Below are 26087 nucleotides of genomic sequence, written 5' to 3'. Positions count from 1 at the left end.
GTTTCGACGGTCAGCCCCTACCATGTGCGGCAGGCATCGGGAATATAAAAATGCGGGGCTTGCCTGTGTCAGTGCCCGGTTTTGCGCGCCGCACTCTTCTCCAGGGCGAAAAAGGCAGCATGAATCAGGATCGCCAGCGCCGCAACGATCAGCCCGCCCTGAAGAATGAAGGCCAGATTATTGGATTGCAGGCCGGCAATGATCACTTCGCCGAGGGTGCGCGCCGCGACGGTCGAGCCGATGGTCGCGGTCGAAAGGCTGATGACCGCCGAAAGCCGGATGCCGGCGAGAATGGCTGGAAGGGCAAGCGGCAACTCCACTTTGACAAGGCGTTGCCAGCCGGTCATGCCGCTGCCTCTCGCGGCATCCATCACCGTGGCGGGCAGGGTTGTAAGACCCGTCAGCGTATTTTCGAATACCGGCAAAAGCGCATAGAGAAACAGGGCAATGAGCGTTGGTTTTTCGCCAAAACCGATCATCGGTACGGCCAGCGCCAGCACCGCTACCGGCGGAAAGGTCTGGCCGATATTGACGATGCTGCGCGACAGCGGCAGGAAATCCGCCCCGAACGGCCGGGTGGCGAGAACCGCGAGCGCTCCCGCCGTGAGCGTGGCCAGCCCCGTGGCAATCGCCACAATGGTCAGATGCGACAGCGTGAGGGAAAACAGATTGGCCTGCGTGTAGATTGCCGGCGCATTGGCCTGCACGAGAGGGCGAAACACCGGTGCGAAGACCTGTGGCACGGCAAGGAAGATGGCCAGCGCCAGCGTCAGGAAACCGAGGGCAAACAAGGATAAGGCGTTTTTCATGGGGCTCCGGCGGCACGCTGGAGGAGAACGTCACGCCGAACCCGGCCGGCGGGTTGCCCATTGTCCCTGACGACCGGCAAGGCATCGCAGCCCGCCCATAACATAGCCGACAGAGCGTCGCGCTGGCTTGTATGTTCGCTGAGCGGTTCGCCCTCTGCGTTTCCCGGCTCCACGACATCGGCAACGGAGAGAACGGACAGCAGTTTCAGCGCCCGTTCGTTGTCGCCGATCATGGTGCGCACGAAATCTGTTGCCGGTTTCAGCACCAGTTCGGCCGGCGGGCAGTCCTGCACGATACGGCCCTTGTCCATCACGGCGATACGATCCGCCAGATGAAAGGCCTCGTCCATATCGTGCGTGACGAGAACGACGGTCACGCCGAGCTTTTTCTGGATATCGAGAAGATCGTTCTGGGCCTTGGCGCGGATCACCGGGTCCAGCGCGCCGAAGGGTTCGTCCATCAGGAGAATGTTCGGCTCGGCGGCCAGCGCACGCGCCACGCCGACACGCTGCTGCTGACCGCCTGAGAGCTCATGCGGGAAACGGTGGGCATAAAGCGCGGGATCGAGCTGGAAGAGATGCATCAGCGCGTCGATCTTCGCCTCGATCCGCTTGCGATCCCAGCCGATCAGCTGCGGAACGGTCGCGATATTTTCGGCCACCGTCCGGTGCGGAAACAGGCCATGGCCCTGAATGGCGTAGCCGATCTGGCGGCGCAGCTTGAAACCGGGCATCGCACTGACATCCTCACCATCGATACGGATCGTGCCGGAGGTGGGCTCCACCAGCCGGTTTATCATGCGCAGCAGAGTGGTTTTTCCCGAGCCGGAGGTACCGACGATGACGGTGACGGTGCGCGGCGCGACAGTCAGCGAAACCTGATCCACGACGGCTGCATCGCCATATCGTTTCGTGATGGTGTCGATTTCGATCATGCCTTTTGCCTTCCGCCTGCGCTGAAGAGATTGCTGTCGATGAGGGCGTCGAGTGTTATCGCGGCGGCAAAGCCGAGAAGAACCGTCGGCACGGTGCCGAGCAGCACGAGGTCCATCGCGGTCTGCCCGATGCCCTGAAATACGAAAACGCCAAAGCCGCCGCCGCCGATCAGGGCGGCAATCGTCGCCAGGCCGATATTCTGCACCAGCACGATGCGGATACCGGTGAGGATGACCGGCATGGCCAGCGGAAATTCCACCCGCAGCAGCCGTTGCACCGGCGTCATGCCAAGCCCGCGCGCCGCTTCCCGGACCGCCTGCGAAACACCGGAAAGACCGACCACCGTGTTGGAAACCACCGGCAGCAGCGAATAAAGAAACAGTGCCACGAAAGCGGGCGCCATGCCGATGCCGGCAATGCCGACTCTCGCGGCACCCGGCACAGTGGCCGCGATCCACCCGAGCGGTGCGATCAAAAGGCCGAAAAGGGCGATGGAGGGAATGGTCTGGACGATGTTGAGGCTGTTCAGTACGCCTGCGCGCAACCGCTCGACCTTGTAACAGAGTATCCCCAGGGGGATGCCCACCACGGTCGCTGCGATCAGCGAGCCGATGGCAAGTTCCACATGCCGCAAAGCCTCGGTCCAGAATGTATCGGCCCGGCCGGTATATTCCTTGATGATGGAGAGGTCGTTCCAGAGGCCGCTTATCAGCACGGCAGCGAGCGCGGCGATGGCCACCAGCAGCAGCAAAATCCGGGCAGCGGGCTTCGGCTCAAGACGGGCAATACAATCCGTAGCGAGCAGAGCCAGCCCGGCAAATATCAGCCAGAAGCCGCTGGCAGGTGAAACGCGGGCAAAACCGTTGCCCTCCGGCATGAGGAAAGATGCCGCCTGCCCGACGAAAACCGCCAGTGCCGCAAGACCGGTGAGCGCGAATACGAGTTTCAATCGCGTGGGAAAGCGGAAAAAGGCGATGAAGGCCGAAAGAAGAACGATGGTGACGAGAACAGTTGCAGCCGAACCCGGAAGAGCTTCAAAGACCGTTCGTGTCTCGCCCTGAACGATCCGGTTGGCACGGAATGTCATGAAAGGTGAGGCAAAAAGCGCATAAAGAAGCAGGCACGAAATCACAACGCCCACTTTGTCAGGCCATTTCGTCAAATCCTGCTCCCCTGTCTTTTGGCCCGTGTATGATTTGGGAGGGGACCACAGGAACGCACCGGTTCCCGCAACCCCCTCCGGCACCGCGAGCGGCTACTTGACGAAGCCGTTCTTTGTCAGAAAGTCGAGCGCCACGGTCTTGGCCTGTTCGCCGCCCACCTGAACGCGGGCGTTCAGATCCTGCAGCGTTGCGAGATCGAGTTTTTCGAACACCGGTTTCAGCAGCTCTTCGATATTCGGGTGCTTTTTCAGAACCTCTTCGCGAATGATAGGCGCTGGTTGATAGACTGGCTGCACATGTTTGTCGTCCTCCAGCACCACAAGACCGGAGGGCGCGATGCCGCCATCCGTGCCATAGACCATGGCGGCATTGGCATTGTTGGTCTGGTTGGCGGCGGCGGCAATCGTGGCCGCGGTGTCGCCGCCGGAAAGCGTGATCAGCTGGTCAGGCTTCATGGTGAAGCCATAGGTGGTTTGAAATGCAGGGAGCGCGGCGGCGGAGTTGACGAATTCGGAAGATGCAGCAAGCACGACTTCGCCGCCATCGGCAACATATTTGCCAAAATCGGAAAGCGTCTTCAAATTGTTCTTGTCGGCGACATCCTTGCGCAGCGCAATCGCCCAGGTGTTGTTTGCCGGCGATGGCGTCAGCCAGACGATCTTGTTGGCATCGAAGTCGAGTGTTTTCGCCTCTTCATAGCCCTTAGCCGCATCTTTCCAGAGCGGATCGTCCGCCTTGGAGAAAAAGAACGCGGCGTTGCCGGTATATTCCGGATAGATGTCGATCTCACCGGCGGTGATCGCTTTTCGCACAACCGGCGTGGCGCCAAGCTGGATGCGATCCGTCGTTTCGATCTTGTTCTGGTTAAGGACGGCGAGGATGATGTTGCCGAGAACACCGCCTTCCGTGTCGATCTTCGACGACACGACCACCTGCGCCTGAGCGATGGAAACAGAAAGGGCAAGCGCAAGTCCGGCGCCCGTCAACGTCATCAAGCGGTTCATGAATGTTCCTCCGGTGGGTCAGCCTGCCAAACAGGCAAAAGATCGCCGCCGCAATTGCGGCCGAATATAAACGGCCGGGAGGAAAAATGGTTGCATGCCATCTGCGTTTTCGCGCCGATGGCTCCGGCTACACGCCGACGGTCAGGTTTCGCCGTCCCGCTTGCGTGCGTCCTTGCCCATGACCAGCGGCATTAGAACGGAAAGAAACAGGAGCCTGATGACGTGGTGGGAGCCGACATAGGCGGTATCGGCATGCATCATCACCGCCATCGCTGCCATGGTCTCCAGGCCGCCCGGCGAATAGGCGATCATGACGGCATTGAGCGGAACGCCGGTCACCCGGGAAATCATCCAGGCAATGCTTCCGGCAATCAGCATCACGGCGATGGTGACGACGAAGCCGGCCAGAAAGCCTTTCCGCACGTCCATCAGTGAGACATTCGAAAAGCGCGTGCCGATAAGGCAGCCGATCAGCACATAGACGGGCAGGCTGAGCCAGGTGGGAACGCCGCCTTCGGTAAGGCCGGTAATGTGGGTGCCGATGGAAATGGCGACGCCGCCAAGCAGCAGCGCGGCCGGAAACTTCCAGCGCAGGAAAAGCCAGCCGGTCAGAAGCGATGCGCCGATGGTCAGCGCCAGCGTGAAAAGACCCATTGGCGGGTTGGCCACAAGCGGTTCCGTGCTGACGAGATCGAAATATTCGACGATCAGCGGCACGGAAAGCGTCAGCGCCAGGACCCGCACGCTTTGCACGATGCTGACGGTCGCAAGGTCGCTTTTCGTCTCGGCGCCGAGGCTGATGATATAGCTGAGATGACCGGGAGAGGCGCCCAGCATCGCCGTTGTCCGGTCGTAACCGAAGCCGTAATGCAGGATCCAGTAGGCGACATAGAGCATGATAACGACAGCGACGAGCACAACGACGAAGCTCACGGGCCAGGTCTTTGCGGCGTCGATCACGGAGGGCGTCACGCTCGTTCCCATAGAGATGCCGACGACGACGAAACAGGCATTGCGGATGAAGGCGGGAACGCCAAGCCTTACACCGGCCAGCCCCGTGATCGTCACGGCAAGCGCCGGGCCGGAAAGAAAAGGCGCCGGAATATCGATGAGGCTGGCGAGGAGCGCCCCTATGCTGCCGACGAGCGCGGTGAGTGCAAATGTATGGAATTCAGGCTTGATGATCATTGCGACGCTGATTGGTTGCTTGAAAAAGCTCGCGACCAAATGCGCCGCTTCCATTCGCGACGTCAACACGCAGGATCAAAAATATTACATTTCATGCGTATTCTATAAAAGAAAAGCCCGTGGACTGAAGGACACGGGCTATGGCAATTGCCGATACGGCAATGGGATGATTAGGCAGCCGGAAGGGCGGCGATCTTCGGCATTTCCGTATCGAGGCCCAGCAGGAAGTTGATCTGGGGCCGCGCCTTGACGAGATCGTCAATCGAATATTCCGCCAGAACGTCGAAAAACGCATTGAGCGCCTTGCGAAGCGCCGAGTTGAGGCCGCAGCTATCCACAAGCGGACATTCCACAGCACCGTCCTCGAAGCATTCCGCCATGGCGAAGCTGTCTTCAGTCACCTTCACCACGTCGAACAGGCTGATCTTTTCGGCGGGTTTGCCAAGACGCACGCCGCCGTTACGACCGCGCACGGTTTCCACCAGGCCCGCCTTGTTGAGCGGCTGCAGGATTTTGAACAGGAACAGCTCCGAAACGCCATAAGCCTTGGCGATCTCGGGAATGCGGCTCAGATGGCCTTCATTGGCGGCGCAATACATCAACATGCGAACGGCATAGTTGGTCTGTTTGGTCAAGCGCATGCTGGTCTCCTAACTCTCAATGTGGAGTTATATAGTCTCTTTTTCAGTTTAGAACAATTCCAGAAACTGAAAAAACTGGCACCCATCCGATATTTCTCGAACAGCCTTGTTGACCGTCCGGATGATTCATGAACAAACAAGTCAAGAATCGGAATGTAATGGAGGCATTCATAATGGCAAGCTTGAAATCATACTTTTCCGCTGCCGTTTTTTCAGGGTTGACGATCCTTGTCGCCGCGCCCGTCGCTCTGGCAGAAGGGGAGGTTAACGTCTATTCCTATCGCCAGCCTGAATTGATCCAGCCGCTGCTCGATGCTTTCACGAAGGAAACCGGGATAGAGGCGAATGTGCTTTTTCTCGATAAGGGGCTGGTGGAACGCATTCAGGCCGAGGGCGTCAATTCGCCCGCGGATGTGCTGCTGACGGTCGATATCGCCCGTCTCGTCGAGGCGAAGGAGGGCAAGGTTACCCAGCCGGTGCTCAACGATCCCGTCATCGAAAAGGATATTCCCGCCAATCTGCGCGATCCCGAGGGCGAATGGTTTGGTCTCACCACGCGCGGTCGGGTGGTCTATGCGTCGAAGGAGCGGGTGACCCAGAAGGACATTACCTATGAGGAGCTTGCCGATCCGAAATGGAAGGGCAAGATCTGCGTTCGCGACGGCCAGCATTCCTATAATATCGCGCTGATCGCCTCGATGATTGCCCATCATGGCGTCGATTATACCCGCACATGGCTGACCGGCCTGAAGAACAATCTCGCCCGCAAGCCTGACGGAACCGACCGCAGCCAGGCGAAATCGATCTTTTCCGGTGAATGCGACATCGCGCTCGGCAACACCTATTATGTCGGCCTGATGCTGACCAATGATCGCGAGCCGGAAGAAAAGGAATGGGCTGGATCGGTGCGGGTGATCTTCCCCAATGCGGGCGATCGCGGCACACATGTAAATATTTCCGGCATGGCGCTGACGAAGTACGCCCCCAACAAAGACAATGCGCTGAAGCTTATGGAATTCCTGGCCTCCCGCGAGGCGCAGGAAATCTATGCCAAGCAGGTCTTCGAATATCCGGTGCTGCCCGGCGCGGAGCCGTCCGATGTCGTGAAGGGCTTCGGCCCCATCAATCCGGACAAGCTGCCGCTGACGGACATAGCCGCCCATCGCAAGCAGGCGTCCGAACTGGTGGATGAAGTGGGTTTCAACGACGGCCCGACCAACTGATCCCGGCGCAGCCCTTACCGCCCAGCCGAAATCAAATAAAAAGCCCCGCTGTTTTTCCAGCGGGGCTTTTGCTTGTGTACCGGCTTCCCGGCTTACTTCATTGTCGGCATCACGAATTCAGCGCCCGACTTGATACCCGACGGCCAGCGCGAGGTGATCGTCTTGGTCTTTGTCCAGAACTTGATCGAATCCGTCCCGTGCTGGTTGAGGTCGCCGAAGCTCGAAGCCTTCCAGCCGCCGAAGGAGTGATAGGCAAGCGGAACCGGGATCGGAACGTTGACGCCGATCATGCCGATATTGACGCGGCTTGCGAAGTCGCGGGCGGCATCGCCGTCGCGGGTATAGATGGCAACGCCGTTGCCATATTCATGCTTCATCGGCAGTTCCAGCGCGTCTTCGTAATTCTTGGCGCGAACAACGGAGAGAACGGGTCCGAAGATTTCCGTCTTGTAGATGTCCATGTCAGGGGTCACGTGGTCGAACAGGCAGCCGCCGACGAAATAGCCGTCCTCATAGCCCTGCAGCTTGAAGTCGCGGCCATCGACCAGAAGCTTCGCACCCTGTGCGACGCCGCTGTCGATCAGGCCCTTGACGCGCGTCTGCGCTTCCTTGGTGACGAGCGGACCCATATCGGCCTTGTCGTCGGTATAGGGGCCGATTCTCAGGCTTTCGATCTGCGGAATGAGCTTTTCGACGAGACGGTTTGCCGTCTCCTCACCAACCGGAACCGCAACGGAAACAGCCATGCAGCGCTCGCCGGCCGAACCGTAACCTGCGCCCATCAGCGCGTTTACCGCCTGGTCGAGATCGGCATCCGGCATGATGATCATGTGGTTCTTCGCACCGCCGAAGCACTGCGCGCGCTTGCCGTTCATGGCGGCCGTGCCATAGACATAGCGGGCGATCGGCGTCGAACCGACGAAGGAGACCGCGCCGATATCGGGATCGGTCAGGATGGCGTCGACGGCGCCCTTGTCACCGTTGACGACGTTGAGGATGCCGGCCGGAAGACCGGCTTCGATCATCAGTTCGGCAAGACGGATCGGCAGCGACGGGTCGCGCTCGGAAGGCTTGAGGATGAAGGCATTGCCGCAGGCAATTGCGGGCGCGAACATCCACATCGGGATCATGCCGGGGAAGTTGAACGGCGTAATGCCCGCGCCGATGCCAACCGGCTGGCGGATCGAGTACATGTCGATGGCCGGGCCGGCACCCTCGGTGAATTCGCCCTTCTGCAGATGCGGAATGCCGCAGACGAATTCGCAGACTTCGAGGCCGCGCACGATATCGCCCTTGGAATCTTCAACGGTCTTGCCATGCTCGCTGGAGAGCAGCACCGCCAGCTCGTTCATGTCGCGGTTCAGAAGTTCGACGAACTTGAAGAAAACGCGGGCGCGGCGCTGCGGGTTGGTGGCGGCCCATTTCGGCTGCGCGGCCTTGGCGCTTTCTACGGCGGCGCGCAGTTCGGCGTCGCTTGCAAGCGCGACAGTTGCCTGAACTTCGCCGGTGGCCGGGTTGTAGACATTCGATGTGCGGCCGCTGGTGCCCGGCACATGCTTGCCGTTAATGAAATGACCGATTTCCTTCATGGGTGTTCCTCCAGAATGTGATGGCGCAGCATTACCTTTCGATTTGCACAAATCAATCGCCTGAAATAAGCATCCATTGTGCAAAAATAGACATAAGGAGGGTGCCGTGAACTGGGATGATGTGCGTTTGTTTCTAAGCGTGGCGCGAAGCGGCCAGTTTCTTTCGGCGGCCAGAAAGCTTGGCGTCAACCATGCCACCCTTAGCCGGCGCATTTCCGCACTGGAAGCGGCCATCGGCACGCAGCTCTTCCTGCGCAGCACCAATGGCTGCGAGTTGACCGAAGAGGGGCAGCGCCTTCTTGCCGGGGCCGAGCGGATGGAAACCGAAATGCTGAATGCCCAGGCAAATCTCGGCCGTGTCGATACGGCGGTGGCGGGAACGGTGCGCATCGGCGCGCCGGATGGCCTCGGCGTTTCTTTCCTCGCGCCGCGGCTCGGCCGGCTGACGGCGCGTTATCCCGATCTGAAAATCCAGCTCGTGCCGGTGCCGCGTTCCTTCTCACTGTCGCAGCGTGAGGCCGATATAGCCATCACCATCGAAAGACCGGAGCAGGGCAGGCTGATGTTTTCAAAGCTCACCGATTATTCGCTGGGCCTCTATGCCTCGGCGGATTATCTGGCCGATTATGGAACGCCTGATGATGTAGAGGCGCTGAAGCGCCACCGGCGGATCGGTTATGTGGAAGACCTGATCTTTTCGCCTTCACTTAACTTTACCGGTGAGATCATGCGCGACTGGGACGCCGCCTTTGAAATCTCCAGCGCTACCGGGCAAACCGAGGCGGTGCGTTCCGGTGCGGGCATCGGCATCCTGCACAATTACATCGCCGGGCAATATCCCGAACTTCTGCGTATCATGCCGCAACTCACCATCAGCCGGTCCTACTGGACGGCCTATCACGAATCCGCCCGTCAACTGGTCCGCGTCCGCACGGTGGTCGATTTTCTCCAGGAACTGGTTGCCGAAGAACGGCGAATCTTCACCTGACATCCAACACGCCGACATTATTAGTACTATTAATTGTTCCGGCCCGGCAGTTCGGGGCTTGACAAAGGATGGCAGGCTGGACGACCAATGCAGCCATTGGGAGAGATCGGAACTGACATGTCTATGATACGTAAGCTTTCGCCGACTGGCCTCGGCGTGGCCGTCATGCTGCTTGGAATGCTGCTTTTCGCACTGAACGACGCCATGGGAAAATGGCTCGTTGCCACCTATAGCCAGGGTCAGGTGATCCTCATTCGCAGTGCGGCGGCGCTTATTATCCTCGTTCCGATCGTCTGGCGTGCCGGCCTCTCCGGCCTTGTCAGAATTGAACGTCCCGGCCTTCAGTTTGCGCGCGTCTTCTTTTCCACCGCAGAGCTTTTCTGTTTCTATTTCGCGGTCGCGGCCCTGCCGCTCGCCGATGTCATGACCTATTGGCTGGCCGCCCCCATCTATGTGGCGGCGCTCTCGCCGTTTCTGCTCGGAGAAAAGGTGGGCTGGCGTCGCTGGACGGCCATCGCCATCGGTTTTGTCGGCGTTCTCATCGCGCTCAAACCCAGTTCGGCAAGCCTCACCTCCGCAGCATTGTTTTCGATCCTCGGCAGCGCCGCCTTTGCTTTCATGATGCTATCCGGTCGCCAGCTGCGCAATACGCCGGATACGGTGCTTGCCTTCTGGCAAATCATCGGTGCGGCGCTTGCGGGCATTGTCGCGGTATTCATCACGCCATCGGGATGGCTGCCGGTTCAGTCCAGTTTCGATCTCGCCTTCCTCGGCCTGCTCGGCGTCGTCGCCATGACGGCCCATGTGCTGGTCAACCGGGCGCTTAAACTCGCCGATGCCGCCACCGTCGCGCCGCTGCAATATACGCTGCTGCTCTGGGCGGTCATTTTCGGCTGGCTGTTCTTCGGCGATGTGCCGCAGACGAGTATCGTCGTCGGCGCGGGTCTGATCGTTCTTTCCGGCCTTTATATCTTCTTCCGCGAAAATACTCTCAAACGCCGCCGCGAAACCGCTGAAGACCTGGCAGCAGAGCAGGTTTGATCTTCCTCACAGCCTCGATCACGATCACGGGACTTGACGAAGGCGTGATCTTCAGGGAGTAAGAAAGAGCCCTGCGATGATTTGTCTCGCAACGGCAGAGGAAACAAAGGTGCCGGGCCCCTCTGGCGAGAGTTTTACGGCGCTCTCGCGATGTCGGTACCGCCTGCAAAAATTGGCCGGCGGATTAAAAACTATGAAAAACCTGAATGTGCTTCGCGCGCGTGCTTTCTGCGTGCGGCCTGACGCCCTGCGTCGGCCCCTGAACGCCCTCTTTATGGGAGGCGACCGGACATGAGCGCTGCCCAGAAAAACACGCTTACCTACTTCAAGTGGGCTTTTATCGTCACCGTGGTCGGTTTGATCCTCGGCGGTTATCTCGGTTGGGAAATGACCGGAACGGTCGGCGGTACGGCGACGATCTTCTTCATCTGCGTCGTGCTGGCGGTGCTGGAAATCTCACTTTCCTTCGACAACGCCATCGTCAACGCCAATAAGCTCAAGGATATGACACCGGTCTGGCAGCATCGCTTCCTGACCTGGGGTATCCTGATTGCCGTTTTCGGCATGCGTATCGTCTTCCCGCTGCTCATCGTGGTCGTCGCGGCCAATGTCGGCCCGTGGACGGCGATTGTCATGGCGGCTACGCAGCCAGAACGTTACGCGGAAATCATGCGTGACGCCCATCTGCCGATTGCGGCTTTCGGCGGCACCTTCCTGATGATGGTCGGTCTCAACTTCTTCTTCGACCATGAAAAGGACGTGCACTGGGTGCGCTGGATCGAGGAAAAGGCTGCAACCTATTCCTCCGTGAAGGGCATCGAGATTGCCTTCGTGCTGGTCGTCATGCTGATCTTTTCCCGCATCATCGGTGCTAGCGACAATCCGGAACTTGGTCCGGTCGCGGCCAACACCTTCTTCCATTCGGCGATCTGGGGTCTTTTGACCTTCCTGCTGGTTGAAGTCGTCGGCGGCATTCTCGACCGCAGCCAGGAAATGCTGGAAGGCGCGGCGAAAGGCGGCTTCGGTGCGTTTCTTTATCTCGAAGTGCTGGATGCCAGCTTCTCCTTCGATGGCGTTATCGGCGCTTTTGCGCTGACGCAGAATCTCTTCATCATCGCCATCGGCCTCGGTATCGGCGCCATGTATGTGCGTTCGATGACCATCATGCTGGTCGAGAAGGGAACCCTGGCGGAATATCGCTATCTGGAGCACGGCGCCTTTTATGCAATCCTCATCCTGTCCGTCATCATGTACGTGCAGACCATGGTGCATATTCCGGAGGTCATCACGGGCCTTGGCGGCGCGGGTCTGATCGGCATCTCGCTCTGGTCGTCGATCCGCTATAACCGGCGACAGAGTGCCGATGCGGTCGATGCCGCCCGCGGCGCGGAGATCTGATCCGCAATTACCCATGCCTTCCGCTGTCGCGGCGGAAGGCAGTTTTTAAGCATTGAATTATTTTTTTGCCTGTTTTTGTTGCTATTTGCTCTTTGCGAAAAATTTCGCCACAAGGCGGAGTTCGTGCCTTAAGTTGCTGTTTTTACGAGTATTTGTGCGCTGCATCAAAATTGGCACGCTTCCTGCATCTCATTCCGCAAGTCCAGAGGGGACATTATGGCTCGAAAACGGGTCGACAAATACCGCCGCGCCGCGCGATCTTTCTGATCTGCGCCGTGCGGCGGTTCTGTTTGTGCGGGATGGTTCTTGAGTTTTCCGTTCGGTTGAATGAAAACGATAAGACAACGACTGGAAGGGTCACGGTTTGCCTGCACAATTGTCGCCCACGGAGGCCCTGGGTCTTTGGCATCGTGTATCCACGGCGCAGGTCATTGACGATCAGCCGGATTTGACCTTGCGTCAAACCGCCATCCTGCTGCAGATTTATCTTGTGCCGCCGCCGCACACCGTGCGGGGTCTTGCCGCCATGCTGGGTGTGACCAAACCGGTTATTACCCGCGCCCTCGACAGTCTGGGTGCTCTTGGATTGGTCGACCGGGTTCGGGATGAGCGGGACAAGCGCAATGTCGTGATAAAACGCACAGTAGCCGGTGCGCTTTATCTGGAAAAATTCGGCGATCTGATTATTGATCAGGCGCGCAAGATCTAACCTCTGGATGTGAAACCCATGATGCTCGACCGCCGCCTGAATGTCTTCCGCTCCGATCTCGCCGATGAAAAGCTGCAGGGCGTGGTGCAGGCCGAGCGTTTTGTCAGCGGCTCGCCCGCGCAGATCGCTGTGCCGGTTGTTGGCCTGCGGCCGACGCCGGACCTTGCCGCCGGCATCGATACCGAGCTGCTGTCTGGCGAAACCATCCGTGTTTTCGAGTACGCGAATGGCTGGGCATGGGTGCAGGCGGATGCAGATGGTTATGCCGGCTATGTGCCGGAAACGGCGATTGGCGATGTCGTTGTCGCCACACATCGGGTGATTGCACCGCGCACTTTTCTCTATCCAGCCGCTGAATTGCGCAAACCGCCGGTCGCCGCGCTGTCCATGGGCAGTCTCATCCGCATCGTCGGCGAGGCGGAGACACGCGGCACCCGTTACCTGCTGACCGAAAAGGGCGAAGGCATCATCGCCGCCCATTGTCGCGCCGTGGATGCGGCGCTTGAAGAGGATTATGTGGCGGTAGCACTGCGCTTTATTGAGACCCCCTATCTCTGGGGCGGCCGTTCCGGCTTCGGTATCGATTGTTCCGGCCTCGTGCAGCTTTCCATGGCCATGGCGGGCCGGCGGGTTCTGCGCGATACCGACATGCAGGTGAAGTCGCTCGGCGTAGAAATAGAGCGGGATGAATTGCGCCGCGGCGATCTCGTCTTCTGGAAGGGCCATGTCGGCCTCATGGAAAACGAGGAAACGCTGCTGCATGCCAATGGCCATACGATGAATGTCGCACGCGAAAATCTCGATGCGGCCATCGAGCGTATCGGCTGGCTGTACGAAAAGCCGACGGCTTTCCGCCGCCTGGAAGACTGAAAAGGCGGCTTTCACGAAATTGTGCCTGTGAGGCCCTTTGTGCGAGAGCCGCCGACAGCCTACATCGGTTGGATGATGGTTCGGGACCGGCATCGATGAAGACAAGAACGGCGACACGATTGGCAGCGATCCTCGCGGCGGTTTTGCTGAGCGCGTCAGCGCAGGCGCAGACTGTTTTCCAGAATGGTTTTGCCCCCGCGCCGGATGCCTATGCAAACCTGCCCGGCGTCAAGGATCCACGCACGCTGCAGCCGAAGGTCCGTTACAATTGCCACAGCGCTCTTGGCTCGACCGGATATTCACGCGGCCCCTACCGGAATGTTTTCGGCAGCCGTGGACTTCCTGTTCAGGGTTACCGTTGCACCGATGAAAACGGAATTTCCAGCTTCGGCGGCAGAAACCCGGTTTCCAAGGACTGGTATCCCGGCATAAACCCCGTAGATCCGACCTTCTGAAGCGGCATCTCTCCAGCTGCGGACCGAAAACCCCATTGCACTCTTCGGAAAATCGATGCGCGGGCGGCGGCGGCGGGCATTTGCCTGGCCGGTGCTCTGGACTTGTTGTCGCTTTTTCAGATAAATCTTCCGCATGACAGGTTGATACCTGCCGGGGTGCGGAGTGACATCGGCTATTCTGACCTTTGGCCGATATTGGGGAATGCGAGTATGACGAAGACCGATATAGCCACCCGTGTCCATAATCATACCTGGAAACTCGACCCTATCGTCCGCAGCCTGATCGATACGGATTTCTACAAGCTGTTGATGTTGCAGATGATCTGGAAGCTCTATCCGGAAGTCGATGCGACGTTTTCGCTTATCAACCGCACGAAGACGGTGCGGCTGGCGGAAGAAATCGACGAGATGGAGCTGCGCGAACAGCTCGATCATGCACGCACCCTGCGTCTTTCCAAGAAGGAAAACATCTGGCTTGCGGGTAACACGTTTTACGGCCGCTCGCAGATTTTCGAGCCGGAATTTCTCTCCTGGCTGTCGAGCTATCAATTGCCGGAATATGAGCTTTTCAAGCGCGACGGGCAATATGAGCTGAATTTTCATGGCCGCTGGATGGACACGACGCTCTGGGAAATTCCGGCGCTCGCCATCATCAACGAGTTGCGCTCGCGCAGCGCCATGCGTTCGCTCGGTTATTTCACGCTCGATGTGCTTTACGCCCGCGCAAAGGCCAAGATGTGGGAGAAGGTCGAGCGTCTGCGGGAACTGCCGGGCCTGCGCATTTCCGATTTCGGCACCCGCCGCCGCCACAGCTTCCTTTGGCAGCGCTGGTGCGTCGAAGCGCTGAAGGAAGGCATCGGGCCCGCCTTTACCGGTACGAGTAACGTCCTGCTCGCCATGGATTCGGATCTCGAAGCCGTGGGCACAAACGCGCATGAACTGCCGATGGTGGTCGCGGCGCTGGCGCAGACGGATGAGGAGCTCGCTGCAGCACCCTATCAGGTTCTGAAGGACTGGAACCGGCTTTATGGCGGTAACCTGCTGATCGTGCTGCCGGACGCCTTCGGCACGGCGGCTTTCCTGCGCAACGCGCCGGAATGGGTGGCAGACTGGACGGGTTTCCGTCCCGACAGTGCGCCGCCGATCGAAGGTGGGGAAAAGATCATCGAGTGGTGGCAGAAGATGGGTCGCGATCCGCGCAAGAAGATGTTGATCTTCTCCGACGGTCTCGATGTCGACGCCATCATCGATACCTACAGGCATTTCGAAGGCCGCGTTCGCATGAGCTTCGGTTGGGGAACCAACCTCACCAATGATTTTGCCGGTTGCGCGCCAAAAACCATCGCCAGCCTCAAGCCGATTTCCATCGTCTGCAAGGTGAGCGACGCCAATGGCCGGCCGGCCGTGAAACTCTCGGACAATCCGCAGAAGGCCACCGGCGACCCGGCCGAAGTGGAACGTTACCTGAAGTTCTTCGGCGAAGAGGACCACAAGGAACAGAAGGTTCTGGTTTAGAGCTTTTGTGGAGCCCGGTTTTCCGCCCGGAAAATGCTCTGAATTGAGAACGGGCGCTCCGGTTGAGGAAGCGCCCGTGGAAGCCTGCACCTATAAGCAGATTACTTCGCAAACTGATGTGCGATGTAATGGAAGAGTGCGCGGATACCCTGCGCCTCCCCGCCGATCGATGAATGATGCCTCTCGCTCAGAGACCAGCCGTAAATATCGAAATGCGCCCAGCGCCTGGTATTGGTAACGAAACGCTTCAGGAACAGGGCGGCGGTGATCGATCCGCCCATGCCGCCCGAAGGCGCGTTGGTGATATCGGCTGCGCGTGAGCGGATATCCTTGTCGTAGCCCATATAGAGCGGCATGCGCCACAGCGGATCGTCCGTATCGATGCTGGCTTCCGCGATATCATGCGCCAGATCCTCATCATCAGTGTAGAAGGGCGGCAGATCCGGGCCGAGCGCGACGCGTGCGGCACCCGTCAGCGTTGCCATGTCGATCATCAGGTCCGGCGCATCTTCGTCCGCATAGGCCAGCGCATCCGCCAGAACAAGACGGCCTTCAGCGTCGGTATTGTCGATCTGCACCGTCAGCCCCTTGCGGCTGCGGTAGATATCGCCGGGGCGGAAGGCATTGGAGGAGATGGAGTTTTCGACCGCGGGCACGAGAACGCGAAGATCGACCGGCAGCTTCGCATCCATGATCATCAGCGCAAGGCCGAGCACATTGGCCGCGCCTCCCATATCCTTCTTCATCAGCGCCATGGAGGCGGCGGGTTTAATATCGAGGCCACCTGTATCGAAGCAGACGCCCTTGCCGACAAGGGTGAGGCGCGGATTGCCCTTCTTGCCCCAGTTCATCTCCAGAAGCCGCGGCGCGCTTTCGCTGGCCCGGCCGACAGCATGGATCAGGGGGAAGTTTTCCTTGAGCAGATCATCGCCGGTGGTGACCTTCACCTTTGCCTTGTAATGGGCGGCAAGCGCGCGAAAGGCAATCTCAAGCTCATCCGGCCCCATATCGTTGGCCGGAACATTGATGAGGTCGCGCGCAAGGAAAACGCCGGCCAGTACGCGCTTGATCTCGCCGTCTTCCGCATCCTGCGGAATAAGGAGCTTTGCCCCGTTCGTCTTGGTGGTCTTGTATTTGTCGAAGCGGTAGCTGCCGAGACCGAAACCGAGAGCGAGGCGATTGGCCGTCAGGGGTGCGGTTTCGATGTGCCATTCGCCTTCCGGCAGCTCACGGGCGAGTTTCCCGGTGATGAAGGGGATTTCCGAGGGATTGCTGCCGAGGCCGAGAAGCACGCCGCCCAGCGAGCCATCGGCGGAAGGAACGAGGAGGATGGCGCCTGCCTCCGCCTTGAACCCCGCCTTCTTCGCCCAATCCAGAGCGACAGGGTCGATGGCGCCCTGTTCGATATGGGCCGGCGTGACGGCGAAAACCGGCAATGTGCTGCCGGCCTTGGAGCTGAAAGGGGTCGGGCGTTCGATGAACTGATAGGGCGCCATTGTATGCTTCCGTAAATGTCGAGAATCGGTGCGATTAACGCTCTGTTAGGGTTAACAGATTATTGCTTAAGCGAAAGTTGCGTCATGTGAGTCTGTCGTGTGTCGGGCGCAAGATCGATCATTCTCGGGCGGGGGCGCTGCCATGACTGCATTTTCTTTGGGCGAGACAGGCCGGACAGGGTTGCTGCGGGGAGCATGTCTTGCCGCATTGATTCTTGCGGTTTCGGGGTGCGCGAGCACCAACAAGCCTGATCGCATGTCCACCGGCTCCATTCCCGCCGCCACGCGCTCCTATGATCACATGAACATGGAGCAGCTTCGGCAGGCGGAGGAGAGCGCCGGCAAAGCCTATGAACGCAGCCCCAAGGATAAATCGGTCGGCATGAATTATGCCAGCGTGCTGATGATGACCGGCAAGAACACACAGGCTCTCGCCGTCATGCAGCAGATCGCCATCGCCAATCCGGCCGACCGCGATGTCCTTGCCGCCTATGGCAAATCGCAGGCCGCCGCCGGCCAGCTGGAACAGGCGCTTTCAACCATCCAGCGGGCGCAGACGCCGGACAGGCCCGACTGGCGGCTTTATTCCGCCGAGGGCGCCGTGCTCGATCAGCTTGGACGCTCGAACGAGGCGCGTTCCCGCTACAGGCAGGCGCTTGACCTGAAGCCGAACGACCCGAGCGTATTGTCCAACCTCGGCATGTCCTATGTCCTGTCGAGTGATCCGCGCACTGCCGAAACATATCTGCAATCCGCCATCGCCCAGCCGGGCGCCGATAGCCGCGTTCGCCAGAACCTTGCGCTCGTGGTCGGTCTACAGGGCCGCTTTGCCGAAGCCGAGCGCATCGCGGTTCAGGAACTCTCGCCACAGCAGGCACAGGCAAACCTCACCTATCTGCGTGCCATGCTTTCGCAGCAGAACTCCTGGCAGCAACTGGCGAAAAAGGACGGCAAGCCGGCTGGTTGATACGCTTTCGCAGGTATAGAAGGGTTGCCCTGATCGAACGATTTCCGGTTTCGCTCCTGCGCGTTTCCGTCGTTAGAACGTGTCGGCGACACGAATGCCGGCAGGCCCGAGAATAACGGCGATGAGAACCGGCAGGAAGAACACTATCATCGGTACAGTCAGTTTGGGCGGCAGCGCTGCAGCCTTTTTCTCAGCTTCATTCATTCGCTCGTCTCGACCTTCCTGCGCCAGAACACGCAGAGCCTGTGCGAGCGGCGTGCCATATCGTTCCGCCTGGATGAGGGCCTGCACCACGCTTTTGACACCGTCCAGTTGTGTGCGCATACCAAAATTCTCAAGCGCGACACGCCTGTCCTGAAGGAAGGACAATTCCGCTGTCGTCAGGATCATTTCTTCCGCAAGTTCAGGCGACTGTTCTCCCATCTCTTCCGCCACGCGGCGCATGGCCGCTTCCATCGAAACACCGGATTCGATGCAGATCAGCATGAGATCAAGTGCATCTGGCCAAGCCCGCTTGATCGAGACCTGTCGCTTGGTCATGCGGTTAGAAACGTAGATATTGGGAGCATAAAAGCCGATATAGCCGAAAAGAAGAACGGCCATCAGTCGAATGAAGAAGGCTTTATCCGCAAGATTTCCGAGAACGAAAATCCAGGTGAATGCGACGGCCAGAAAAATGAACGGCAATATGAATCGGGCGGCAAGAAATGTATTAAGCGCATTTTGCGAACGAAAACCGGCCGCTCGCAGCTTGTTCATTGTGTTCTTGTCGGCGAGCGCTTCCTGGAGATTGAATTTTTCGACGATTCGCCGTGCGGACTTGTTGTTGTTGCCACGCAGGGAGGCCTTGCCGTCTCTGGTTGCAGTTGCCAGACGCTCGCGCTCGCGGCTGCGAATAAGTTCCCGTTCGGACGATACGGCCTTCATTCGCTTGGCAAAGTCCTTTCGTTCGAAGAAAGGTGTAATGAGCGTATAAAGGGTGGCGAAAACCGCCACTGTTACAAGAATCGCAATTATAGTTTGCGGATTCGTCAGGTCTGAAAGGAGATTTCCTGTCATCGGTGACCCTCAAATATCGAAATTGATCATTTGACGCATGATGAAAATTCCGATGAGCATCCATAGCCCGGATGCACCCAGAATGATGTGCCCGCGCATATCCGTGAAGAGGACTGCAAGATAGTCGGGCGACGTGAAGTGCACCAGCAGCATCACAATGAAAGGCAATGCGCCGATAATGACCGCCGACGCTTTTGCCTCCATCGATAGAGCGTTCACTTTGGCGCGCATTTTCTTTCGGTCACGCAATACCTTTGAAAGGTTGGATAATGCCTCCGAAAGATTGCCGCCTGCCTGTGCCTGGATATTGATGACGGTGCTGAAGAAGCTGACTTCGAAAAGCGGCATGGTCAGCATCATGCGCTCTATCCCTTGGGGAATCCCGATACCAACCTGCTGCGCATCTACGACCCGCTGAAACTCTGTTTTCACCGGCTCCTGACCATCAGACGCGATCAGTCGCACGGCGTCATTCAGCGGCAATCCGGATTTGATTGAGCGGCACATGACATCCAGCGCATTGGGAAATTCCTCAAGGAATTTTTTCTGCCGGCGCTTGAGGATGAACGCCAATACCCAACGGGGCAGCCCTAAAGCAACTACTGCGCCTATGAGCAGGGCGGTTATTAATGATAGATCATATAGAAGCGCGATGAGAGTGGCGAGAGCCGAAGCACCTGCGCTCAGGAGATGAAACTGCCGAACGGAGATTGCCAGCCCAGCCTGCACCAGTTTATCGCGCAGGCTCACATTCTTCGCTTTTTTCGCCTTTTCATTTTGTTTCTTTTCCATATCCCGCAGGCTGTCCTGCATGGATTTGCGGCGCTTGCTGAGTTCCTGGACCCGATCGCGTGCAGCTTTGATATTTACGTGATCCGTCTCTGCCGCCTGCACCCGCTTGAAACGGCTTGTGGTCTTTTTCTCGACCTCTATCTGCTGGAAAAGAAAGACGTAGGCGAGTGCTCCTGCCGAGATGGCGACAAGTACGGCCAGTAACGCTATTGTCGGGTCCATGGCAGTCGCTTTCCCTTAGGATGTCTTTTCCATCTCATCGAGCGCGGCTGCCAGGCGTTTCTCTTCGCCGTAATAGCGTGCACGATCCCAGAAATTGGGCTTGCTGATGCCGGTCGATACGTGCCTGCCGATCAGCTTGCCGTTCGCATCTTCGCCTTCGATTTCGTATCGCATCAGATCCTGCGTGACGATGACATCGCCTTCCATACCGATCACTTCCGTAATCTGGGTTATCCGGCGCGAGCCGTCACGCAGACGCGCTGCCTGAATGACGACATCGATCGATCCCGAAATGATTTCACGCACGGTCTTGGCCGGCAGGGTGAAGCCGCCCATGGCGATCATCGATTCGATACGGCTGAGGCATTCGCGTGGCGTATTGGCGTGCAGCGTTCCCATCGAACCGTCGTGACCGGTGTTCATGGCCTGGAGAAGGTCGAAAACTTCCGGTCCGCGCACTTCGCCGACGATGATGCGCTCAGGCCGCATGCGAAGGCAGTTCTTGACGAGATCGCGCATTGTGATCTCGCCTTCCCCTTCGATATTGGGCGGACGCGTTTCGAGCCTCACCACATGCGGTTGCTGCAGCTGCAGTTCGGCGGTGTCTTCGCAGGTGATGACGCGTTCATCCTTGTCGATGAAGCTCGTCAGGCAGTTAAGAAGCGTCGTCTTACCCGAGCCGGTGCCGCCCGAGATAACGACATTGCAGCGGACGCGACCGATGATCTTGAGCAATGTAGCGCCTTCCGGCGTGATCGCTCCGAAACGTACGAGCTGGTCGAGTGTCAGCTTGTCCTTCTTGAATTTTCGGATCGTCAGCGCCGGACCGTCGATGGCAAGCGGTGGAGCGATGACGTTGACGCGCGACCCATCCGGAAGGCGGGCGTCGCATATCGGGCTCGATTCATCCACGCGTCGGCCGACCTGGCTGACGATGCGCTGGCAGATGGAAAGCAACTGCGCATTGTCACGAAAACGGATATCGGATTCGATGGTCTTGCCGCCGACTTCGATGAAGGTCTGGCCGGAACCGTTGACCATGATATCGGCAATATCGTCGCGTGCGAGAAGCGGCTCCAGCGGCCCGTAACCAAGAACGTCGTTGCAGATATCTTCGAGCAGCTCTTCCTGCTCGGCAATCGACATGGCGAAATTCTTGATCGTGATAATGTCGTTGACGATATCGCGAATTTCCTCGCGCGCGCTTTCCGCGTCAAGCTTGGCGAGCTGCGAAAGGTCGATCGTATCGATAAGCGCGGAAAATACCTGGCTCTTGGTATTGTAGTAGTCTTCCGTGCGGGCGCGTTTTCTCTGCGCGAGCGGTGCACTTGCGGTTGCTTGACGCACCACCGGTGATTGGCCGGGTTCAAGAGTGTCAAGTGCAGCAGAACGAGGTTCAGGCGCCGCCGTTACCTGCATGGGCACAGGTGCAGCAAGATCCGGCTTCGTGCTTCTGGCTGGGCCTTCAGGCCCGCGTTTTCCGAACATCGGCGTTTCCGTCTAAGTACGCAGGCAGAAGGCCTACTTGCGCTTGAGAATATTCTTCAGTTTTTCCAGACCGCCGCGCCTGCTTTTGCGCAGCACGGAGCGGCCGGTGATGGTATGGGCGATTTGCGAAAAGGTTTCCGCCGTCTGGGATTTTTCATCCATCTCGCTGATCATGCGTCCGCTATTGGCGGCGTTTCCGAACAATTGTGCGTCGAATGGGATAATCGCAATCGGCTCGATTTCCAGCGGCTCAAGGAAGTCCGCCGGCGCGATTTCCGGGCGCTTGGGCATGCCGACCTGATTGAGAACGAGGTGCGGCAATTTATCGTTGGGTCTCAGCTTGATGAGAGCGTCGAAGAGATTCTTCGTATTGCGCAGATTTGCGAGATCGGGAACCGCCGTTATGACCACCTCATCGGCTTCCGCAAGGACTGCGCGCGTCCAGTCGCACCACTGGTGTGGAAGATCGAGAACCGCAACCGGGGCACTGCGCTGCAAAACCTCGAGGATCGGCAGAAAAGCCTGACGATCGAGATCGTAGGTTCTGTCGAGAAGAGACGGTGCCGCCAAAAGCGACAGATGATCGGAACATTTCGTCAAAAGACGGTCGAGAAATACCTCGTCCAGCCGCTCCGGCGAAAAGACCGCTTCAGCCATGCCCTGGGCAGGGTCCTGATCGAAATCGATATTCGCCGTTCCATAGGCAAGATCCATATCCGCCAGAATGGTTTCCGTGGAGAAAAGACTCGAAATGCCGAAGGCGCAATTATGCGCGATGGTCGATGAACCTACGCCGCCCTTGGCACCAATGAAGGCGATGTTGCGGCCCAGCGGCTCCGCTTCCGGATCGACGAAGATCGCGGCGATCGAAGCCAGGAGATCGGCCATATTGACCGGGGCGACGAGATATTCGGAAATGCCGTTGCGGATGAGATCGCGATAAAGCGTGATGTCGTTGTGTCGGCCGACAATGATGACACGCGTGGAGGGATCACAAACCTCCGCCAGGGGCGCGAGATCGTCCAGCAGCGAGGCGGTTGAGCTTGCCGTTTCAAGAACGATGAGATTGGGCGTGGGCGACGTGGAAAACATCGTGGCTGCCGCATTGATATCGCCCTTGGTCACCCGCAGGGTAACCTTGCTCATGCGCCGGTCGCTGGACAATCCGTCCATGACGCCTTGCATGTTGTCGCTGACGCAGAAAGCGTGAACGGAAATGCGGGGCAGGGGGCGCAGGCGATCCATATCCGAAGCGCGCACGGGCGGCTCGGCTTCCCCGCCGCCGCTAGTTTTGATATCGTATTCTACAGCGCTCATCGTCTATCCTGCCGTGACAAATTTTGGGTCTGCATCAATCTGTTGCCGCGGTCGAAGTCTTGCCGCGATAGGTGTCGATGACGACCGCGCGGCGCTCGGCATCGATCGGGCTCATGCCACGCGGGCCGACCAGATCCATGGGATTGGCGATCTGCGCTGCGAGATTGCTTTGGGACGCGCACCCGAAATTGTACCAGTTCTTATTGGCGAAGGTATTGTCCGAGAGATCCTCTGGCCATTGGCCGCACTGACCGGTCATGGCGGTAACGGCGACATAGCTCAAACGGATGGGAGAGGCGTCGCCATTGGGGGAAGCGGCATAACGCGTCTCCATGATCTTGCCCGGCGCCACACCCGCGCCGGAAAGCGTCGAGCGAATCTGTTTCGCCATTCGCGATGCGGCCGCCGAGTTGGCCGATCCCGACGGCGTCTGAATATTGATGATCCCGGTGGACATCGACGCATAATTCTGGGCAAAGCCGCGGACATTATCCGCCATCGCGGTGGTCAGCCGACTGTCGCTGGCCGAGACCGGAATATCCAGCGAATGCTCCGCTTCCGACAGGGTAATCGGGTGGCGTGTGCGATAATCGTCGGGAATGGCGTTGGTGGTCATCGGATCGCGTGCGCAACCCTGCAACAGGCCGGCGGCAAGCGCGGCAACGACGACGAGGCCGGTCCGTCTTCCGGAAAGGTAGGGGGAAAAGGAGGAATAGGGTTCCTTCATGACGTTTCCTTCCCTGACCGGGCTTGCTGTGAAGAGGGGATTTTGTGTGCGTGTCGTCATTTGTAGATGAACCCCACTGACCCCTGATAGGGCGCGGCCTGAACCTGATCCTTGCGGCCATAGACCTTGTTGACGCGGTTCATGAAATACATGGCAGCGTCGTTTTCCGGATTGAAGTTATCATCTGGCCGGGCGATCTGATTGCGGGCAACGGGCCGCACCAGATAGGGCGTTGCGATAATGACCAGTTCGGTTTCGTTGCGCAGGAAGTCCTTGCTGCGGAAAAGCGTGCCGAAAATCGGGATTTTCGACATGCCCGGAAGCCCGGACATGGCCTGGCGGACATTGTCTTGAACGAGACCTGCGATCACGATCGATCCGCCGGAGGGAAGCTCGACCGTTGTGGAGGTCTCACGCTTTCTGACCGACATGTAGGTCGAACCTGGGACCGTGCGGCCCGAATTACCAGTTACAACATTGCCTTCATAGGTGGGCTCGGAAACATTGGTTTCAATTTTGAGACTTATTCGGCCTGGCGAAAGCACCACGGGCTTGAAGTTTAACGTGATGCCATAATCGACAGTATTGGTCGTGCGCGTAATTGTGGGCCGCCCGGTGTCCTCGTCGATGTCGACTTCCTGTTCTCCGGCAATCCTGAAATCGCCTCCGACGTAGAACTTTGCCTGCTCTCCGGAAATAGCCGTCAGGCTTGGTTCCGCCAATGTACGCATGACGCCCGCCTGCTCCATTGCAGTGAGATAAGAAGCGAATCTGAGAGACCCCGAGCCTATCGCACCACTGGCAATTCTTGACGCGCCATCGATCACATTGCCAAGATTAGACGGATTCGCAAATTCGAAACCATTACCGCTTGTTGAACTGCTGATGGAGCCGTTGAAGCCGAGTTGCTTCAGAACCTGTCTGCTTACTTCGGCGACGGTGACCTTCAGTGTTACCTGATCTTCACCCTCAATCGTCAGCATGTTCACAATTTGCGATACCTGCCGGCGCTCCGCAAAAATCGCTGCATCGCCGCCATTGTCACCGCCTGTCAGAGATATATTACGGGTGGTGGCCTCACCGCCTTTTAGAAATGCGTCGGCAAGTTGAACGGCGCGTGCGGAGTCCTGCGGTGTACGCACCGATCCTGTAAGAACGATGTTGTCTGAAACGATTTCTACCTTGATATCCGACTCGGGAATGAAACGGCGAATATTCGCCTCGAGTCCGGAGATGTCCCGCTCTACTTCCAGATCGAGACTGACGATTTCCCGGCCGCCCTCACCAAAAATGAAAATGTTGGTCTGTCCTACCGTTTTACCAAAAAGATAAATACGTCTGGACGTGCGGGTGACGGCATCGGCAAGGCTCGGATCGGCAACGAGAATGTCGTGTGCATCTTCGGGCAGGTCGATGACCAACGCCTTGTTTAAACCCAGCTTTAAGCGCTTGCGAATGCCTGTGCCGCTTTCGGTAATCCGCACGATGCTTGCGCTTTGCGCCTCCGCTTCGCTGACGCGCAGAAACTTGGGGGAATGCTGGCCGGGAACGCCTGAAAAGGCCAGGCAGAATGCGAGCCCACCCGCCATCGATGAACGCAGGCGTTGGTTGAGACGATTTGTCATGAGCCTTCCGGTCATTGTGATGCTCCTTGACCGCTCTTCACGATCGAGCCGGATTTGATCACCTGGATTTCCGGCTGTCCGGAACCGCCGCTGAGAAGATGGCCAGCCGAAAGCGTATCGTTTTCCTGCGCATCGGCGACGGAGCGCAAAGCAAGCGTGAGACGGTCCGCCATTTGCTGCGCCACCGTTATGATCTTCGCCTGTTCCGGTGTGAGTTCGAGCGTGGCGGTTGCGCCGACCACTGCCGACGTTCCGTCCTCGCCTTCCTTGATCTGCTGATCGATTGCCAGGACACGAACATTGTTCAAAACATTTTCGGTCAGAAAGTTATTATTGTCGCCCTTGCGGACCATGATCACATCGACCCGGTCGTTCGGCAGCACGAAACCGCCTGCGCCTGTCGAGACGGAAATCTCGGTGGCGACAGCGCGTTTCCCGGCCGGCAAAAGGGAGGACATGATGCGCGTGCTGGAATCGACCACTTTTTCCGGCCGGATCGGTTCACCTTCGAACAGAGGCAGCCGCACGACCGCACCGGTGAGTTCGGTAATGGCGTCAGGCCTTTTTACTTCCGTTATGAAACTGTCGACCACATTGCCCTGTGGCCAGGGTGTCCAGCGCACGGAACTGTCGTTCAGGCGGCTACCGACGGGCAGATTGACCGAAGAGACGAGAACGTTGACCGTCGGTTCTTTCTGGATGATCGTTTCTGCTTTTTCGATGACCTGCTTCGCGCCGGAAATCTGCATGGCGACAAGGCCGGCAAGACCGGCGGCCACCAGAGCAACGGAAAGAATAAAGATACGCGAGGGTTTCATGCTCGATCCTTGAGGGAATCAGATTCTTCTTCCCCGAGGATGGCGCG

The 26087-nt window shown here is 58.4% G+C and carries 24 protein-coding genes; 9 read left to right on the top strand and 15 right to left on the bottom strand.

Features of this window, described 5'->3' with window-relative positions; all coding sequences use genetic code 11:
- Window positions 1–68: 68 nt before the first annotated feature.
- The 6 genes from BTE54_RS03385 to rirA all read right to left on the bottom strand — a co-directional run bounded on the left by BTE54_RS03385 (window position 69) and on the right by rirA (window position 5741).
- Window positions 69–809, bottom strand: coding sequence for an ABC transporter permease (locus BTE54_RS03385; protein ID WP_020812937.1), 741 nt, complete (start codon window positions 807–809; stop codon window positions 69–71).
- Window positions 806–1744, bottom strand: coding sequence for an ABC transporter ATP-binding protein (locus BTE54_RS03380; RefSeq protein WP_078051414.1), 939 nt, complete (start codon window positions 1742–1744; stop codon window positions 806–808). The genes BTE54_RS03385 and BTE54_RS03380 overlap by 4 nt, the downstream gene beginning before the upstream one ends.
- On the bottom strand, window positions 1741–2907 hold the full coding sequence (locus BTE54_RS03375) for an ABC transporter permease (protein ID WP_198939058.1): 1167 nt from the start codon (window positions 2905–2907) through the stop codon (window positions 1741–1743). Before BTE54_RS03375 ends, BTE54_RS03380 begins: the two co-directional genes overlap by 4 nt.
- A gap of 93 nt (window positions 2908–3000) precedes the next feature.
- Window positions 3001–3912, bottom strand: a complete 912-nt coding sequence (locus tag BTE54_RS03370) for an ABC transporter substrate-binding protein (protein ID WP_003524447.1) — start codon at window positions 3910–3912, stop codon at window positions 3001–3003.
- Between the two features lie 141 nt (window positions 3913–4053).
- On the bottom strand, window positions 4054–5100 hold the full coding sequence (locus BTE54_RS03365; RefSeq protein WP_078051540.1) for an AbrB family transcriptional regulator: 1047 nt from the start codon (window positions 5098–5100) through the stop codon (window positions 4054–4056).
- Between the two features lie 170 nt (window positions 5101–5270).
- Window positions 5271–5741 (bottom strand): iron-responsive transcriptional regulator RirA, encoded by a 471-nt coding sequence (gene rirA, locus BTE54_RS03360; RefSeq protein ID WP_059759126.1) that lies wholly within the window; start codon window positions 5739–5741, stop codon window positions 5271–5273.
- Between the two features lie 173 nt (window positions 5742–5914).
- On the opposite strand from rirA, the gene BTE54_RS03355 reads away from it, so the two are divergent.
- A complete protein-coding gene (locus BTE54_RS03355) occupies window positions 5915–6964 on the top strand; it encodes a Fe(3+) ABC transporter substrate-binding protein (RefSeq protein ID WP_223215597.1) in 1050 nt (349 codons plus the stop codon).
- Window positions 6965–7056: 92 nt separating this feature from the next.
- Here the strand turns inward: BTE54_RS03355 and BTE54_RS03350 are convergent, their stop codons facing one another.
- Window positions 7057–8553 carry a CoA-acylating methylmalonate-semialdehyde dehydrogenase gene (locus BTE54_RS03350; protein ID WP_003524451.1) on the bottom strand — a complete coding sequence of 499 codons (1497 nt, stop codon included), beginning with the start codon at window positions 8551–8553 and terminating at the stop codon, window positions 7057–7059.
- A 106-nt stretch (window positions 8554–8659) separates the two neighbouring features.
- Between BTE54_RS03350 and BTE54_RS03345 the strand changes: the two genes are divergently transcribed.
- The 7 genes from BTE54_RS03345 to pncB all read left to right on the top strand — a co-directional run bounded on the left by BTE54_RS03345 (window position 8660) and on the right by pncB (window position 15529).
- On the top strand, window positions 8660–9541 hold the full coding sequence (locus tag BTE54_RS03345; protein WP_077984612.1) for a LysR family transcriptional regulator: 882 nt from the start codon (window positions 8660–8662) through the stop codon (window positions 9539–9541).
- A gap of 123 nt (window positions 9542–9664) precedes the next feature.
- The gene (locus BTE54_RS03340; protein WP_065654713.1) at window positions 9665–10582 is read left to right on the top strand and encodes a DMT family transporter; all 918 of its coding nucleotides are present in this window, start codon (window positions 9665–9667) and stop codon (window positions 10580–10582) included.
- Between the two features lie 291 nt (window positions 10583–10873).
- Window positions 10874–11980: a DUF475 domain-containing protein gene (locus BTE54_RS03335; RefSeq protein WP_059759132.1), complete on the top strand. Its 1107-nt coding sequence runs from the start codon at window positions 10874–10876 to the stop codon at window positions 11978–11980.
- 364 nt (window positions 11981–12344) lie between these two features.
- A complete protein-coding gene (locus BTE54_RS03330) occupies window positions 12345–12689 on the top strand; it encodes a MarR family winged helix-turn-helix transcriptional regulator (protein ID WP_003524457.1) in 345 nt (114 codons plus the stop codon).
- An 18-nt stretch (window positions 12690–12707) separates the two neighbouring features.
- Complete coding sequence (locus tag BTE54_RS03325; protein ID WP_078051412.1) at window positions 12708–13559, top strand: NlpC/P60 family protein; 852 nt, start codon at window positions 12708–12710, stop codon at window positions 13557–13559.
- 95 nt (window positions 13560–13654) lie between these two features.
- Window positions 13655–14014, top strand: a complete 360-nt coding sequence (locus tag BTE54_RS03320; RefSeq protein WP_078051538.1) for a hypothetical protein — start codon at window positions 13655–13657, stop codon at window positions 14012–14014.
- 210 nt (window positions 14015–14224) lie between these two features.
- Window positions 14225–15529 carry a nicotinate phosphoribosyltransferase gene (gene pncB, locus BTE54_RS03315; RefSeq protein ID WP_065654709.1) on the top strand — a complete coding sequence of 435 codons (1305 nt, stop codon included), beginning with the start codon at window positions 14225–14227 and terminating at the stop codon, window positions 15527–15529.
- 101 nt (window positions 15530–15630) lie between these two features.
- Here pncB and BTE54_RS03310 read toward each other — a convergent pair whose 3' ends face one another.
- On the bottom strand, window positions 15631–17025 hold the full coding sequence (locus BTE54_RS03310; protein WP_078051411.1) for a M17 family metallopeptidase: 1395 nt from the start codon (window positions 17023–17025) through the stop codon (window positions 15631–15633).
- A 142-nt stretch (window positions 17026–17167) separates the two neighbouring features.
- On the opposite strand from BTE54_RS03310, the gene BTE54_RS03305 reads away from it, so the two are divergent.
- Complete coding sequence (locus BTE54_RS03305; protein ID WP_078051410.1) at window positions 17168–17992, top strand: tetratricopeptide repeat protein; 825 nt, start codon at window positions 17168–17170, stop codon at window positions 17990–17992.
- Window positions 17993–18064: 72 nt separating this feature from the next.
- Here BTE54_RS03305 and BTE54_RS03300 read toward each other — a convergent pair whose 3' ends face one another.
- The 7 genes from BTE54_RS03300 to cpaB are packed head-to-tail and all read right to left on the bottom strand — an operon-like array spanning window position 18065 to window position 26040.
- Window positions 18065–19051 carry a type II secretion system F family protein gene (locus BTE54_RS03300; protein ID WP_065654708.1) on the bottom strand — a complete coding sequence of 329 codons (987 nt, stop codon included), beginning with the start codon at window positions 19049–19051 and terminating at the stop codon, window positions 18065–18067.
- A gap of 9 nt (window positions 19052–19060) precedes the next feature.
- Entirely contained in the window at window positions 19061–20065 is a 1005-nt protein-coding gene (locus BTE54_RS03295; protein ID WP_065654707.1) for a type II secretion system F family protein, read from the bottom strand.
- A 15-nt stretch (window positions 20066–20080) separates the two neighbouring features.
- Complete coding sequence (locus BTE54_RS03290; protein ID WP_065654706.1) at window positions 20081–21553, bottom strand: CpaF family protein; 1473 nt, start codon at window positions 21551–21553, stop codon at window positions 20081–20083.
- 33 nt (window positions 21554–21586) lie between these two features.
- Window positions 21587–22870: a CpaE family protein gene (locus BTE54_RS03285; RefSeq protein WP_078051409.1), complete on the bottom strand. Its 1284-nt coding sequence runs from the start codon at window positions 22868–22870 to the stop codon at window positions 21587–21589.
- A 34-nt stretch (window positions 22871–22904) separates the two neighbouring features.
- Window positions 22905–23597: a CpaD family pilus assembly protein gene (locus tag BTE54_RS03280; protein WP_078051408.1), complete on the bottom strand. Its 693-nt coding sequence runs from the start codon at window positions 23595–23597 to the stop codon at window positions 22905–22907.
- A 56-nt stretch (window positions 23598–23653) separates the two neighbouring features.
- Window positions 23654–25237, bottom strand: coding sequence for a type II and III secretion system protein family protein (locus BTE54_RS03275; protein ID WP_065654703.1), 1584 nt, complete (start codon window positions 25235–25237; stop codon window positions 23654–23656).
- Entirely contained in the window at window positions 25234–26040 is an 807-nt protein-coding gene (cpaB, locus tag BTE54_RS03270; RefSeq protein ID WP_078051407.1) for a Flp pilus assembly protein CpaB, read from the bottom strand. Before cpaB ends, BTE54_RS03275 begins: the two co-directional genes overlap by 4 nt.
- Between the last annotated feature and the right edge of the window lie 47 nt (window positions 26041–26087).

Source organism: Agrobacterium sp. YIC 4121, from assembly GCF_002008205.1.
GTDB lineage: Bacteria > Pseudomonadota > Alphaproteobacteria > Rhizobiales > Rhizobiaceae > Agrobacterium > Agrobacterium leguminum.
This window is presented reverse-complemented; position numbering and strand designations above follow the sequence as displayed.